Source organism: Paenibacillus sp. IHB B 3415 (genome assembly GCF_000802655.2).
Classification (GTDB): Bacteria; Bacillota; Bacilli; order Paenibacillales; family Paenibacillaceae; genus Paenibacillus_AQ; species Paenibacillus_AQ phytohabitans.
Window position 1 is genome coordinate 65,146 of record NZ_JUEI01000006.1, and the last position, 16,463, is coordinate 81,608.

At 47.4% G+C, this 16,463-nt stretch carries 9 protein-coding genes; 7 read left to right on the forward strand and 2 right to left on the reverse strand.

The features are described from left to right. Positions 1 to 93: 93 nt before the first annotated feature. Positions 94 to 1,242: a response regulator gene (locus QW71_RS03575; RefSeq protein WP_052769871.1), complete on the reverse strand. Its 1,149-nt coding sequence runs from the start codon at positions 1,240 to 1,242 to the stop codon at positions 94 to 96. 1,408 nt (positions 1,243 to 2,650) lie between these two features. Between QW71_RS03575 and QW71_RS03580 the strand changes: the two genes are divergently transcribed. Beyond that, on the forward strand, positions 2,651 to 4,792 hold the full coding sequence (locus tag QW71_RS03580) for an S-layer homology domain-containing protein (protein WP_160311769.1): 2,142 nt from the start codon (positions 2,651 to 2,653) through the stop codon (positions 4,790 to 4,792). 196 nt (positions 4,793 to 4,988) lie between these two features. Continuing rightward, on the forward strand, positions 4,989 to 8,105 hold the full coding sequence (locus QW71_RS03585) for an ATP-binding protein (RefSeq protein ID WP_039293346.1): 3,117 nt from the start codon (positions 4,989 to 4,991) through the stop codon (positions 8,103 to 8,105). 806 nt (positions 8,106 to 8,911) lie between these two features. Here the strand turns inward: QW71_RS03585 and QW71_RS03590 are convergent. Further along, on the reverse strand, positions 8,912 to 9,949 hold the full coding sequence (locus QW71_RS03590; protein WP_039293348.1) for a LacI family DNA-binding transcriptional regulator: 1,038 nt from the start codon (positions 9,947 to 9,949) through the stop codon (positions 8,912 to 8,914). A gap of 523 nt (positions 9,950 to 10,472) precedes the next feature. Between QW71_RS03590 and QW71_RS03595 the strand changes: the two genes are divergently transcribed. From QW71_RS03595 to QW71_RS03615, 5 genes are all read left to right on the forward strand, one after another. Next, entirely contained in the window at positions 10,473 to 11,375 is a 903-nt protein-coding gene (locus QW71_RS03595; protein ID WP_235441379.1) for a sugar ABC transporter permease, read from the forward strand. A gap of 14 nt (positions 11,376 to 11,389) precedes the next feature. After that, positions 11,390 to 12,274, forward strand: coding sequence for a carbohydrate ABC transporter permease (locus QW71_RS03600; RefSeq protein ID WP_039293353.1), 885 nt, complete (start codon positions 11,390 to 11,392; stop codon positions 12,272 to 12,274). Between the two features lie 48 nt (positions 12,275 to 12,322). Next, the gene (locus QW71_RS03605) at positions 12,323 to 13,912 is read left to right on the forward strand and encodes an ABC transporter substrate-binding protein (protein ID WP_039293354.1); all 1,590 of its coding nucleotides are present in this window, start codon (positions 12,323 to 12,325) and stop codon (positions 13,910 to 13,912) included. Positions 13,913 to 14,026: 114 nt separating this feature from the next. Beyond that, the gene (locus QW71_RS03610) at positions 14,027 to 15,577 is read left to right on the forward strand and encodes a glycoside hydrolase family 32 protein (RefSeq protein WP_152679686.1); all 1,551 of its coding nucleotides are present in this window, start codon (positions 14,027 to 14,029) and stop codon (positions 15,575 to 15,577) included. After that, on the forward strand, positions 15,558 to 16,451 hold the full coding sequence (locus tag QW71_RS03615) for an ROK family protein (RefSeq protein WP_039293358.1): 894 nt from the start codon (positions 15,558 to 15,560) through the stop codon (positions 16,449 to 16,451). The genes QW71_RS03610 and QW71_RS03615 overlap by 20 nt, the downstream gene beginning before the upstream one ends. Positions 16,452 to 16,463 lie beyond the last annotated feature (12 nt).

Consider the following 16,463-nt stretch of genomic DNA (forward strand, 5'->3'; position numbering starts at 1 on the left):
ACAACAATTTACCTTAGGAGGGGATTTTGTTGCAGCCGCAGTCTTTAACGGATTGGATGAAGCCCGCAATTGATGGGCGGTTTAATGGTTGCCTCAGTTCCTGTATGCGGTGGGTAATTTCTTTCTCGCTTGTCCGAACCAGTCTACCAGCTTATCGGTCAAGCCGATCCGCAGTTCGTTTGAAAACAGATGATCCAGCTTATGGTAGTGCCTCTCCGCTTCTTGGTGCCTTCCGCTTGCCGTATACAGCTTTATCAGCGCAAGTCCATCTTCTTCGTTGTACGGTTCCACCTCCTGAATCCGTTCATACATCGCCAGCGCTTCCTCCTGCATCATGGCTTTCTCATAGAATCGGGCTAATGAACGGGCATTCTGATACCATAGCTTCCGTAGTCTTTCACGTTCGTCCTCCACCCACCCATAACCAATTTCCGGTAAATAGTCCCCTTCATAAAGCGAAATCAACCGCCGCAGCTCGGAATGACTATCGGTCAAATTTATGCCGCTTAAGTGCCGCAGACCGTTTTCCCATTCATCCACGTCAATCCGAATGCGGCTTGTGTCGAGTATGTAGCCTTCTTGAATCGTAATATTGTGAATGGGAGCATCGATGCCCATTTGCTTCAAGCACTTTCTAATGTGATAAATCGATGTGTACAATTGATTCGCCGCCTGCTTCACATCAAGCTCCGGCCACAGCAGTTCCAAAAGGGTCTCCTTGAGGACGATATTGCCGCGTTGGTGCAGCAGGTAAGCAAACAGAGCCTGCGTTTTTGCCGTGCGCCATTTCGGTATTTCCGGAGACCCGCCGCTGCTCTGAAAACGGAGAGACCGAAAACACAGAATGCGGGAAGGCGCTGTTGAGCGCACATCTTCCTTATGCATTCTTTTTTGCATCAGCCGCTGTATCGTTTGATCCAAACGTGCTTGATGCAACGGTTTAAGCAAATAATCGACCGCATTCAGCGCAAAAGCTTGGACAGCATACTCGCTATATGCCGTTACAAATACAATATCAGCTTCCGGACAAGCCTCTTGTGTCAGCTCTACCGCTTTGATCCCTGATATTTCCGGTAAGTGAATATCGAAAAATACGACGTCCGGTTGAAGTTCCGGCATTCGCATAATAGCCTCGCGCGCATTCCCGAACGAGCCGACTACCGAAATACCGGGATATCCCGATAGCATCCGCCGAATCTGGTTTAACACCAGCGCTTCGTCATCCACCAGCATGATCTTCATGTATTTCACACTCCATAACATGTATGCATTGTTTTTTTGGCAAGATTCGACTTGTTACACCAATATTATCGGAATTTTGACAATGGATGATTAGAACTGTCCGAGCAGCCGTTGAGCGAAAACAGCATGCAAAGCAGTTGTAGAGATTCTGTAAAGATCCTTTTGTTATGATCACACCTGTCGAAAGAAAGTAGATTATATCAAGATATAGGATCAAGGGGCTTGAAGTCTCTTTGGGCAGGGGGGAGTATAAGCGGAATAGAAAAAGAACGGTTGTTGTACTCCAGCGTGTGCAGAAGCGCCCGAGTTAGAAGGGATATACAAACTTTGTCAAGAAGAAAGGAGAACCCTGCATAACTGAAAGAAATCTGCAATTATAGATTTTCTATAGGCTTTCGTTAGCAGGTATACACAAAATATGAAATTAAAAAATCGAAGAATGTTATCGGTTCTAATAGCAATTGTTATGGTATTCACAATGATGCCTTTTCATCCATTAGAAGTAAAAGCCGCTGCAACATCTACAATTGATCTTGGTACTCCTGTTAGTGTAACCGAAACCACCTATCAGCTGTCCAATGCTACATTTGGAAGCACAGGTGCCCTGAATGGAGCAGGGGGATACTTTACTGTGGCAGTAAATAATGGATCTATTACTGTCGGAGCTATTCCAAGTGGTATCACCGAGTTGATTAATGGCATAAAAATTAGCGGCATTGTGACTGACAAATCTACATCTGTAAATAGAGTGTTCAATTTTTCAAATGGGAATACGTATGAAGATATTCGGACTGTTATTCAAAACTTGACATTTACAAAAGCTGTGTGGCAAACCCAGAGCGTAACAGTAAATGTAGCGCCAGGGGCACCATTGACCGATGGGAAGACATCTGTGCGTACCTATAATGGCCGCCATTTTGTATATGTGCAGAGACAGGCTGCTACCCTGACTTTTAAAGATGCTGTGACGATTGCAACAAATAATAACGGACATCTTGTAGAACCAAACGCAAATAATCCTCAAGATGTTTTTGCGATTGCTAGTATGTTTAAAGAATTTAAAACTCTCTTTGGAGGGAATTGGAACTTTCTAACCTTTATAGGCGCTACTAAAACTACAGCACCTAATTGGAACACTTCTAGTTATAGCGCTACAAGATATGTATCTAACAGCCAGTCAACAGGTCTTGATACATCGAAAGAGTTTGTTGCTAATGGAGCGTATGACCATCTTACACTTCTGCTAGACACGACCAGTAATAAAATAGGTTACTTAGCTGTAAATAATACACACGGCAGCAGCAGCGGATATTTTGATCCGGGAGTTATTGTCGAATATAATTCCGGTGTCATTAGCAACAATATCACTGCCACAAAAAATATTGGGATTTCGGAGCTGGGAGGCAGCGTGGGAATCAGCGGTGTCGCCAAAGTTGGTGAAACGTTGACTGCGGACTTATCGGGAATCACTTATTCGCCTGACACGTCAGCCAATGTGCCGACTTACCAATGGTACCGGAACGGAGTCGCTATCACGAATGCGACGGGTTCAAGCTACACGTTAACCGCTGAAGACTTCGGCGCAGGGATCACCGTGATGGTAACCGCTGACGATACACATGCTACAGGAAGCGTGACGAGCGCGGCAACGGGGGCGGTAGCGGCAGCAGGCGGCGACGAGGCACCGGCAGCACCGGCAGAAGTTAGCAAAACAGTAACAAGCATTACAATGCAAGCCGTCACTGGTCAGGAATACAGCATCGACGGCGGAGTGACGTGGCAAGATAGTTCGACGTTCACCGGGCTCATGCCAGGAACGGACTATACAATTGTAACCCGTGTGAAAGCGACAGCGACGCAGTTGGCGTCTGCTATCAGCACAGGAACAGTGATTCGTACAGTAGCTAACAACGCGGGCTTGGAGGATTTGAAGCTGTCTAGCAGCACGTTGAGCCCGGCATTTGCGGCAGACACCACAAACTATACGACAAGTGTGCCGAACAGCGTGAGCGACACGACAGTGACGGCAACGGTATATGATGCTGTTTATTCTACGGTGACAGCGAGCGTGTACAATAGCGAAGGCATATTGGTACAAGGTCCGATTAACTTGACAAGTGGCGTCGCTTCCGATTCATTGCCGCTCAGCGTTGGCATCAACACGATCAAGGTGGTCGTAGCGGCGCAGGACGGCACCACGCAGACGTACATCGTAACGGTGACTCGCGCCCCTAGTGGTGGCTCCGGCACGAACGGAGGTCCTGCACCTTCAGCTACGCCTGCACCTTCAGCTACTCCTGCTCCGGCATCGGGCGTGAAAACAACCGTAAACAATGAGGACAGTGGCTTCGCAACTGGCACAACGGCAAACAACGTAACGACCGTTGTGATTGATCAAGATAAACTATCAGCTATTCTCTCTACAGGCAACGGACAGCAATTGAATGTGCTTGTGCCTGGCGACGGTGAGGTCAAGGTTGCAGGTTTGACCGCAGCAACCCTGAAGCAGTTGTCCGATACCGGCTCCACGCTGAATATCGAGAACCAGCTTGCTATTTATCCGATTCCAAGTAAACAAATGGATCTGGGTTCAATCATCAAACAATGGAACGGTGCGCCGCTTGGCGAAATTGCTGTCGATATTGATATCAAGAAATCGTCTGACGCATTGAAAGCCGCAGCGAAAGCTCAGGCAACCAAAGGCGGCTACGATCTGCTCGTTGATCCGGTCGATCTGTCGCTTAATTTCACTTACCAAGGTCAAACCGTTAAGCCAGATCAACTGACGGGCTACGCGCCCCGCTATATCGCATTGCCTGAAGGCATTGATCCGAACAAAATTACGACTGGCGTCATTGTTAATCCGGACGGTACCGTGTTCCATGTGCCGACAGTCGTAACGAAAATCAACAACCGTTATTTTGCAATGATCAACGACCTGCGCAGCCAGGGCAGCTACTCGGTCATCTGGAATCCGCAAAATTTCGATGACGTGAAGAGCCACTGGGCACAAGCGAGCATCAACAATATTGCAGCCAGACTGCAGCTTGAAGGTACAGGCAACAATACCTTCTCCCCGAATCGCAGTATTGACCGTTCGGAATTTGCCACGATTGTGGCAAGTGGACTGGGCTTAATGCGCCAAGGTGTAGTGGGTACGCCGTATAATGACATAACACCGTTGATTTGGTACCACGATGCCGTAACAATTGCCAGCCAGTTCGGCATTATCAAAGGCTTTGCAGACGGTGGGTTCCACGGCAGCGAACAGATTACAAGAGAGCAAGGCATCGCTATGATCGCCCGCTCCCTGCATATCGTTCAGCCGCAAGAGGCGCTGAGCGCACTACAAATCAATCAGATTCTGGCTCCTTACAGCGATATGGACCAAATCTCCGGGTATGCCCGGGAGTCCGCAGCCCAACTGATTAAGGCTGGTATCCTGCAAGGGACCGGCGGACAGCGCTTGAACCCGAAAGCGGCGATGACGCGCGCGGAAACAGCGGCCATGGTGGAAAGATTGCTGAAAGCTACAAAGTTGATCGACTAGTATTAATGATTAAGAGGGGGCTAACACCTCCTCTTTTTTTTGCGCCTCACAACACTGGCTAATGTGCCAATCCCCCGATTTATGAAACAAGGGATTCCCGCTGTTCTTGTCGAATTATGAAAGCTGCCGGATGTGTGCTTAGCATGTTCAAGCATTTGGCAGAACTGAACGGCGAAACGTTGGGAGTGAGCCCTGTATGATTTGGATAAAAAACAAAAACGCCCTGAAGTATGCTGTGACGTTCATCCTGTTTCTCTCGATACTTCTCGGTGTCCGGTGGATTTGGTCCGGGTTTTTTCTTACGCCTGAACATCCTCGTGCGGTTCAAGGCGTGCTCGATCTGCGCGGCTGGGACTTCGCGAGCTCCCGTTCCATTACACTGAATGGCGAGTGGGATTTTTATCCGGAAGCATTCGTCACTCATGAAAACAAGGATTGGAAATCCCTGGACAAGCGCAATATCATGGTTCCGGGAGATTGGCGAAGTGCTTTACCGGCAGGCTCAAAGTCGTCGTTCGGTTACGGTACGTACCGGCTGCGCATTCTGATTGACCCTTTGCCGCAACAGTCCTTCAAATTCTGGATTCAGGAAATTCAAGCCTCTTCCGTTGTTGAATTCAATGGTCAGATAGCAGGAGTCGGCCAACCGGCTGAGCAAGCGAATACATATAAGCCCCGCCGGATTTCTTATACCCCGCTTTATAAGGCAAACGGGGTGAATGAGATCGAGCTGCTTGTACGCGTGGCCAATTTTGATAATCCGCATAATGGCGGCATTGTCAAAGCCATCCGCTTCGGGTCGGATGCGGCCATCAATACTGAACGATGGATCTCCATTGGCTTTCAGATTGTGACCTTCGTGTTACTGATGTTTCTTGGCTTGTACGCCGTGATGCTATACCTGTTCAGTTGGCAAAAAGGGTTGCTTGCCTTTTTCATGCTGCTTTTGACCGCCGGGCTTACAATTGTGTCTGATAACGACAGCCTGCTGCTGGTAGGTATGCCTTTCATCAACTATGCATGGGCACTGAAAATTAAGATGCTCTCGTACACGTTGGTCCCCTTTTTTTTCCTGCTGGTTACCAGAATATTTGTCAAGCTCCGTACAAACACGGTTTTATTCCGTACGTACGCCATTGTTCTGGCTTTGTATTCAGGATTTATGTTGGTCATGCCGCCTCCGCTCATTTACTATTTAATCGAATTAAAATTATTCAGGCTGCTTTATTGGTTTCCAATGGCCTGGGTTATCTATCTGATTGGCAAACTTATAGCCAGAAATCAGCCAGGTGCCCCCTTCCTGCTGCTTGCCACCATGAGTATATTATCCAGCTCCGCATGGGGACTAATTAATGCTCACTTGGAAGTAATAAACATTTATTTCCCGTTTGACGTGCTGGTGGCTATCATCAGTTTTTCCGCTTACTGGTTTAAGCAGTACTTCCGCAATTCCCAAGAAAACGCCAAACTAAATGAGCAGTTAAGAGTGGCAGACAAGCAGAAGGACGATTTTCTGGCGAACACATCCCATGAATTGCGAAATCCCCTGCACGGAATGCTGAATATGGCGCAAACCGTCCTTGACAGCGAAAAACATTCGTTGAGCGGTGAGAGTGTCCAAAATTTGGAGCTGGTGATAACAGTCGGCCGGCGCATGTCGTTTATGTTAAATGACCTGCTTGATTTGACTCGTCTCAAGGAGGGGAACATCCGCCTGCATGTGCAGACCGTCCAGGTGCAGGCGGTCGCTTCCGGCGTATTCGACATGCTTCGCTTCATGACTGTTAGTAAACCGATTCGGCTGGTTAATGAGATTCCGAACGAGTTTCCTCCTGTGATGGCAGACGAAAACCGGCTCATTCAAATTTTGTTTAATCTCGTTCACAATGCAATCAAATTTACCAACGAGGGAACTGTCGCCATCCGGGTGGTCGCACAAGACGGGAAGGCGTACATTAGCGTTGCGGATACGGGTGTCGGCATGGACGAGGAAATGCTGCAAAGAATCTTCAACCCTTACGAGCAAGGTGACTCTGGCATTACGGCGTCGCCCGGGGGCGGCATCGGACTGGGCCTCGGCATTTGCAAGCAGTTAGTAGAGCTGCACGGCGAAACGTTGGAAGTGACATCTGCCTCTGCCCAAGGTTCGGTATTCACCTTTGCTTTGGCGCTGTCCGATTCGCCCGTTCAACGGGAAGCGGATTTTGCAGCCGTCCTGCCGCCTGTCTATGCGGAAACCGCCGCCGCTGCCGACATGAACATCCGTTACGGTATGGATGACGATTCTGCCGTTGTGGGGAGATCGGTGCGTCCTTCGGTATTGGCTGTGGACGATGATCCGCTCAACTTGAAAATACTGGAGAACATTCTGGCTGGGGAATCTTTCGACATCATTTCGGTTACGAGCGGAAATGATGCCTTGTCTCATCTGAGCACGAGAGTATGGGATCTTGTTATTACTGACGTCATGATGCCTCACATGTCAGGGTACGAGTTAACGAGAGCGATTCGAGAGCGCTATTCGAGCTCGGAACTGCCCATTCTGCTTCTGACCGCTCGCAACAAGCCTGAGGATATCGCCGCCGGTTTTTTGGCAGGGGCTAACGATTACATTGTGAAGCCTGCGGATGCAATGGAGTTAAAGGTTCGGGTACGGGCATTAACGGATTTGAACCGTTCCGTGCGCGAACGCCTGCGTATGGAAGCGGCATGGCTGCAGGCGCAAATACAACCGCACTTTTTATTCAACGCCCTCAATGCAATAGCTGCGCTTAGCGACGTCAATCTGAACAGGATGCGCCTGCTGCTCGACGAGTTCGGCAATTATCTACGGGCCAGTTTCAACTTTCAAAATTCCGAGCTGCTTGTTCCGCTTGGACAGGAGCTTGCACTCGTACGTTCTTACTTATATATCGAGAATGAACGTTTCGAAGGCAGGCTGAATACGGTTTGGGAAGTCGAAGCGAACATGGAGCTAAGGCTTCCCCCACTTTCCATTCAACCGCTTGTTGAAAACGCAGTGCGGCACGGCATCATGAGTCGTTCGTCGGGCGGAATGATTCATATTCACATCGCCCAATATGAAGATCGTACAGAAGTAACCGTTGCCGATAACGGCGTGGGAATGGATACAAAAACGCTGCAACAACTATTCGACAAACGTTCGAACCAAAGGCAGGGAGTTGGTTTATTCAATATTAATCAACGGTTGAAACAATTATATGGGAAGGGGTTACACATTCAGAGTGATCCGGGTCAAGGGACGATAGTCGCCTTTGCCGTGCCGAATCATGCGGTGAACCGCCTGAATTAGCGGCTCGCCGATGCGCATCGGCAAAAAAAAGCATCTTGGAAAATAACAATGAAATTCAGCTGGAGTAGATACGAGCTTCAATGCTTAGTTCCTAAAAAAAAGGGGCTGTCCCAAAAGCCATGAAATGGCTGCTTGGGACAGCTCTTTATTTTGGAGGCGTGCCCAGAGGCACGCATTATCTAGTTAGTGCAAGTCCAACCAAGAGAGGGGCCAAGCCACTCTTGTAGCTAGGATGCTTGCGCATGGCGAAATCTAAATGGCTGCTTGGGACAGCTCTTTATTTTGGAGGCGTGCCCAGAGGCACGCATTATCTAGTTAGTGCAAGTCCAACCAAGAGAGGGGCCAAGCCACTCTTGTAGCTAGGATGCTTGCGCATGGCGAAATCTTTATTCCTGTATATTCAAAAGGCTCATGGGATAATACAAGTACAGCCATTAGTCCATGCTCACCTTTGTCACCATCCGAATCATCAAGATCTTCATAGGCAATTTCTCGACACTCTACTGATAAATCAGTATGCACTGTGATATCTATAAATCCCAAGATAAAGAGGACGGCTTATTCTGTGAATTCAGAATAAGCCGTAATTTCTCGACACTCTACTGATAAATCAGTATGCACTGTGATATCTATAAATCCCAAGATAAAGAGGACGGCTTATTCTGTGAATTCAGAATAAGCCGTCCTCTTTTTGATACATGTACTTGTTTTTACCACGAAAAGCTGGTTTTTCAGTGGATGATCAGCCATCAGCGCAGGGGTTCCGATGTCAGCATCAGCTGAGTTGTCTCACTTCACCATACTTTCTACTCCTCATGACCCGTCGATTGACGGAAAACCGGCATAGTCTTAACATGCGTAACCAGTGGAGGTCTACCGGGATTTTCGATTTTGGAAAGAAGCATCTCGGCAGCAAGAAAGCCCATTTCGGATCGGTGGATATGAACGGTGGTCAAGTGGGGTTCCACGATTCGCGACTCTGGGGAATTATCGAATCCGCAGACCCTAACCTCACCAGGAATTTGAATATTTAGGTCCTTTAAGATACGAATGGCATTAATAGCGATGTAGTCATTGGCACATACGAACGCGGGTGGAAGATTAGTCATGCTTGCTAGTCGCTGCTTAAGCCACTTATAGTCAGCGATATGCCGGTCGTCTTCGAGAATGCAGAAGGAATCATCAAGATCAATCCGAGCGGTATACATGGCTTTGGTGAACCCGTCCCAGCGCTCGTTGAAGCTCATGCAATGGCGGGAATCGCCGATAAACCCGATCTCCGTAATTCCTTCATCAATGAGCTTCTTCGTTAGACTGAAAGTACTGTGAATGTTCTCCATCAGCAGTATATCTGCCTTCATCTCAGAAAACGTCAGTTCTGCTGAAGCGTCAATGAATAATGTCGGGATCCCGAATGACGTAATAAACTCCGAGTAGCTCTTGTCGAACAATTCGATACAGACAATGCCATCTACTTTACTTTTGTCGAAATTCACAGGAAGAGCCGACGAATCGAGTTCATTCTCTCGAACGATATGTATCGACAAATTGAAGCCTTCGGAGCTGATTTTTTGTTCGAGGCCGCTTAGCAGTGACGTGCCAAAATGTGAATTGTTCGGCATATTTGCCGTAAGCAGGGCGATATTACCGGTTTTTTTGGCAGGTGTGCCTTCTTGTTCGAACAAGGCGAACTGCTTGTAATTCATATCAATAGCTTTCCTAACCACTTTGTTGCGTGTCTCATCCGGTATAGAGGGATTATTATTTAATGCTTTGGATACGGTATTCCTAGAAAGTCCAAGCGAATCGGCTATATCTTGAATGGTTACTTTTTCTTTGTCCAAAGATAATGGCTCCTTTAGCAGAAGTAATGCGTTCTCGACCAAAATAATCTTAGTATAAATTAATGTAATTGTCAACTTAATTGTTACAAATGAACAATTGGATAAAAAGTAAAAAGAAAGATTAATAAGGTTTACATTTAGTGCAATAGTAAACAAATGCACAAGTAAAATGTACGGTGTGCATTCACTTAGTTATGGATTTTTCATAATAAAAAACTAATATTTCGTTGTTTAAAGCAGAAAAACCAATGAATTTTACGTTATTAAAATGAAATGGTGTTTTTATTGTGTGCATATGTTTACTTTTATAGTCATAAAAACTCTTGACGAAGTAATCGTGATGTTGTAAATTAAATTTGCTAAGCCGTTGACAGTGACTTATGGAAGCACTTACTTTCGCGCGAGAAGTATCCAAAATCACAATTATGTTTTGCAAATGAGTATTGAGGGGGAGGAGACCTTGCAACAAACTTCTGGAATTACACAAAATAAAAGACCGGAAGCCCGGAATCGCACAGGACTTATGGAGAAACTCAGGTATATCAAGAACAACTATTGGCTTTACCTTTTTGTCCTTCCGGCAGTCGTATTGACTATTATTTTTAAATATCTCCCTATGTATGGTGTTCTGATCGCTTTTAAAGACTACAGCTTTCGCAAAGGTATTTTGGGGAGTGACTGGGTTGGGTTTCATCACTTCGAACGATTCTTTAATGCACCCAATTTTGAGCAATTGTTATTCAATACCCTTCAGTTGAACATTTACGGTCTTTTGCTGGGATTCCCGGTGCCGATTATTCTGGCATTAATGTTGAATCAGGTGCGCAAGGCCGCGATGAAAAAGAACATTCAATTGTTCCTATATGCGCCGAATTTCATTTCTGTTGTTGTTGTCGTGGGTATGCTCTTTGTCTTATTCTCTCCAACAGGCCCGGTAAATAAATTAGTTGTGGCCTTTGGCGGGATGCCGCTCTCGTTTATGTCAGAACCGGAATATTTCCGTCCGATGTATATCCTCTCCGGAATCTGGCAGGGGGCTGGATGGTCGTCCATTATATATGTGGCTGCATTGGCCAATGTGGATCCGGAGTTGCACAATGCGGCGACACTTGACGGTGCAAGCCTGCTTCAGCGTATACGGCATATCGATTTACCCACCATCAGGCCGGTTATTGCGATCATGATCATTCTCGCGGCAGGCGGCATTATGGCCGGCGGCGGTGACAAAGCCATTCTGATGTGGAACGAGATGAACATGGAGAAATCGGATGTGATCAGTACTTATGTCTATCGGATCGGCTTCCAGCAGGCGAACTATTCGTTCTCCGCTGCTGTGGAATTGTTTAATACCGTCATTAACCTCATTATGCTGTTTACGGTGAATTTTATCGTGAAACGGGTTAACGATGGTGATGGAATTGTATAGGAAAGGAGATCATCATGGACAGTATTAAACCAACCAAGATGGACCGGATCGTGCTCGGTGTTATCTTCACCCTGCTAGTTCTCCTCGTTGTAGCGATTATTGGTCCGCTGATTTATATGGTCGTGGCTTCGTTCATGGAACCGACGGCACTCCTGAATAAGGGGTTATCCTTCGACTTCTCAGATTATAGCCTTGAGGGATATAGAATGATTTTATCGGATGACAAAATCATTGGTGGATTTCTGAACGCGTTGCTATATTCCTCCGTTTTCACAGTGATAACGGTTTCTGTCTGCGTCTTTGCAGGATATCCATTGTCGCTCGACGACTTCGTAGGAAGAAAAATAATAATGACGCTTTTCATTATCACCATGTTCTTTGGCGGTGGTCTGATCCCGACTTATCTCGTGGTGAAGAGTCTAGGCATGCTTGATACCATCTGGGCGCTTGTTATTCCGGGTGCAGTGAGCGTTTGGAACATTATTCTGGCCAGGACGTTCTTTCGGGGCTTGCCAAAGGAAATGAACGAAGCGGCTAAGATTGACGGTGCCTCGGATTTCACAATCTTCTTTAGCATTATCATACCGCTTTCCAAGCCTATCGTGTTTGTCCTTGCGTTATATGCCTTCGTTGGTCACTGGAACGATTTCTTTCAATCCCTGATCTACTTGGAGAATCAAGATAAATATCCGCTGCAGCTCGTACTTCGGCGTATTCTGATTCTGAACAAGGTTGATCCGAATATTGTCTCTTCTATTAAGGAACAGGCTGAGTTAGCGCGATTGTCTGAATTGATGAAGTATGCAGCCATCGTAGTCTCAAGTCTTCCGCTTCTTGTAATGTATCCTTTCTTCCAGAAATACTTCGAAAAAGGTGTCATGGTCGGTTCCCTCAAGTAGAGAGCCTACAGTTATTTAAATGAAGACAACAAAAAGGGGAGAATTACTATGAAACATATTAAGAAAACATTATCCATCATTTCCCTGACGGCTGTTATGGCAATTACGGGATGCAGCAGCGATAAAGGAAGCGAAAAAGAAAAGGGAAATTCCGGTGATCAATCCCTAACCTTCATGACGCCGAACTCACCGCTTGCTCCTCAAGACCCGAATGATAAGCTGATCTTCAAACGCCTGGAAGAAAAGACCGGTATTCATATCGACTGGAAAGTCTATTCGGAAGATGTTTACGTCGAGAAGCGGAATCTTGCTTTGGCCACAGGTGAGCTTCCGGATGCACTTTTCAACGCCGGCCTGAGTGATTTCGATTTGTTGAAATTGGCCGATGATGGCACAATCATTCCTGTCGAGGAATACATTACGCCTGAGAAAATGCCGAACCTCAGTAAGGTGCTGGAGCAGGCACCCCAATACAAAGGTATGATGACTTCACCGGACGGGCACATCCTCGCCTTCCCTTGGATTGAGGAGCTTGGTGAAGGCAAGGAGAGCATTCACTCTGTCAACAATATTCCGTGGATTAACAAGGCATGGCTGGATAAGCTTGGCCTGCAAATGCCAAAGACGACGGAAGAACTGAAACAAGTGTTGATCGCGTTCAAAACGAAGGATCCGAATGGAAATGGCAAAGCCGACGAGATTCCGATTTCTTTTATTAATGATGACGGGGGCAACGAGGATTTAAGCTTCCTTCTCGGTTCCTTTGGATCTGGCTTTAACGGGGATCTAACGCTGGTCGACAATGACGGCAAAGTGAACAATGCTGTATTGGCGCCGGGCTATAAGGAAGGCATGAAGTACCTGCAGGAACTGTACGCAGCGGGTCTGATCGATCCGGAGTTCATTACCCAAGACTGGAACAAATTTATAGCCAAAGCAAAAGATGATCGCTACGGTTTGTACTTCACTTGGGACAAGGCGAATGTGAGCGGCATGGACAGTCCGTTTGAACCGATGCCGGCACTGGAAGGGCCGAACGGCTGGAAGAATGTAGCCCGTGCGAACGGTATGGGATTTGACCGCGGCAGAATGGTGATCACAGCCGATAACAAGAACATCGAAGCGACGATTAAATGGATAGACGCAATGTATGATCCGTCCCAGTCTGTACAGAACAATTGGGGAACTTATGGCGACGAAACGCAGCAGAATATTTTTGAAATGGACGAAGCTACTAAAATGCTGAAGCACTTGCCGCTGAACGGTGCTTCACCGAACGAGCTGCGCGTCAAAACGAGCGCTGGAGGACCGTTAGCTATTCTCGATTCCTATTACGGTAAGGTTACGACGATGCCGGACGATGCGGCCTATCGCATTGATATTTTGAAGAAGATCTATGTGCCGGATATGAAAGCTCAGCATATGTATCCGAGAGTATTTTTCTCCAAAGAGGAATCAGAGCGCCTGACCCAAACCGAAGCCGACCTGTGGCCATATATTCTGAAGAAGCGTACGGAATGGATGCAAGGCGCAAACGTGGACAAAGAGTGGGACGCATTCATCAAAGAGCTTGATCGTCTTGGCATGCAGGATTGGCTGAAAATCAAACAAACAGGTTACGACAGAGCGGGGAAATAGCCAGTTACATTATAATGCATACCGTCGGAGCGTGAGTTCATGCTGTAGTAGGCCATGCTCCGACTATTATTATTATTATCATTATTATTATTACTCTGGAGGAGTGGGAGAAACATGAATTATACCGAGAAGTTTCGTCCGCAGTATCACTATTCGCCACAAAAAAACTGGATGAACGATCCGAACGGAATGGTTTATTTCGAGAATGAGTACCACCTCTTTTATCAGCACACTCCGTTCGCAAGTCAACCCGATTTCGGGAGAATGCATTGGGGGCACGCGGTAAGCTCTGATCTGGTCCATTGGGAGGAGCTTGAACCATCCTTGCCGCCAGGTGAGGACGGTGCAATTTTCTCTGGAAGCGCGGTAGTCGATACACAGAACACAAGTGGTTTTTTTGATGAGGACGGGTCAGGGCTTGTGGCGATCTATACGAATAACGACAACAAGGTGCAGCCAGGTAAGCCGCAGGTTCAAAGCATCGCCTACAGCAGAGACAAGGGACGGACTTGGACGAAATATGAAGGGAACCCGGTCTTGTTTCCTGAGACGACGCTTGATTTCCGCGATCCGAAGGTATTCTGGCATGAGGATACATCCAATTGGATTATGACTCTGGCTGTTCAAGACCGTGTGGAATTCTACACCTCTCCAAATTTGAAGGAATGGACATTTGCTAGTGCATTTGGCGCTGACGTCATCGGAACACATCGTGGCGTTTATGAATGTCCGGATCTATTCTCGATTCATGTCGATGGTGATCCCAATCAGAAGAAGTGGGTGCTCATTCTAAGTGTGGGCGATTGTAATGGAGTGAACCCGAATGAGCCTGAACCACCGGCAGGGGGCTCCGGTATGATGTACTTCGTCGGTAGCTTCGATGGTAAGACATTTACACCGGACGAGCCTATTCTTTCGATTCATGATGTGAAATGGATTGATTTCGGGTCTGATTTCTATGCAGCCGTCACCTGGAGCGATATACCGGAAGGAGACGGACGTAAACTCTGGATCGGTTGGATGAACAACTGGCGGTATGCCGGGACGCTTCCGACTGACAAGTGGCGGGGAAATGCATCCATTACACGAGAGTTGAAGTTGAGAACATATCGGGAAGGCCTTCGTCTGGTGCAAGAACCGGTAGAAGAATTGAGAAGGATAGGTTCACCGCTTATGGCTCTGGAGGATGTGACCTTGGTTCCGGATACGAATCCGCTGGCTGACATCACTATTGATAAAGCGGAATTGATCGCGGAATTCGAAATTGGAACCGCAACGGAGTTCGGAATGAAGGTTAGAAAGTCTGCAGATGAAGAAACGGTGGTCGGGTACGATACCCTAAACATGGAGTTGTTTGTCGATCGCACGAATTCAGGCACTACGAATTTCCATCCGGACTTCGCAGCTAAGCACCAGGCACCGCTGCTGCCTGTTGACAACCGTGTACGCATGTCGATCTTCATGGATTGGTCATCGATTGAAGTGTTCGGTGGTGATGGTACAGCGGTCATCTCGGACATGATTTTCCCCGCTTCCGAAAGCAACGGACTTGAGCTCTACGCGGTTGGCGGAAACGTAAAGCTGGTGTCGCTCCAAATCAATGAGCTGGGAAGCATATGGAGAGATGAGGTCAAGGAGGTAGCTCATGCGTATCGGGGCAATTGAAGCAGGTGGAACAAAGTTTGTATGTGGTGTCGGGAATGAATTAGGGGAGATTGAGGATAGGGTTCATTTTCCGACCCGTAAACCCGAAGAGACGATGGAGAATGTCATCGCCTACTTCCGGGATAAGAGAGTCGATACCATAGGGATCGGATCGTTTGGTCCGATCGACCTCGAACACTCCAGTCCGACTTACGGTTATGTGACGACAACGCCAAAACCTGGCTGGTCCGGATATAATTTCGTGGGAACGCTAAAATCTGTCTTCGATGTTCCGGTCGGTTGGGATACGGACGTCAATGCTGCCGCGTTGGGCGAAGCCACATGGGGTGCAGCACAAGGATTGAATAGTTGTGTCTACTATACGATCGGGACTGGCGTAGGAGTTGGCGTTTATACCGAAGGTAACCTGGCACATGGACTTGTTCATCCAGAGGGTGGACATATCCTCACAAGGCGGCATCCGAACGATGATTTTGGTGGTAATTGTCCCTATCATGGCGATTGTCTGGAAGGAATGGCCGCAGGCCCGGCGCTGGAAGCAAGGTGGAAGGCTAAGGGCGATACACTGCCGGAAGACCACCCGGCATGGGAGATGGAGGCGTTCTACATCGCGCAGGCCATATCGAATGTCATCCTGACATTATCCCCTAAGAAAGTCATTCTCGGCGGGGGCGTGATGAAGCAAGTCCAGTTATTCCCGATGATCCGGGAGCAAGTAGGCAGCATTCTCAATGGATACGTGAGTGCCAAGCCTATTGTATCGGATATCGAACATTATATTGTTGCACCTATGCTCGGCGATAATGCCGGCTTGTGTGGGGCATTAGCACTTGGGATAAGAGCGTTAGGATCACACACAACGGTACAAAAATAAGCGGGAGTTTAG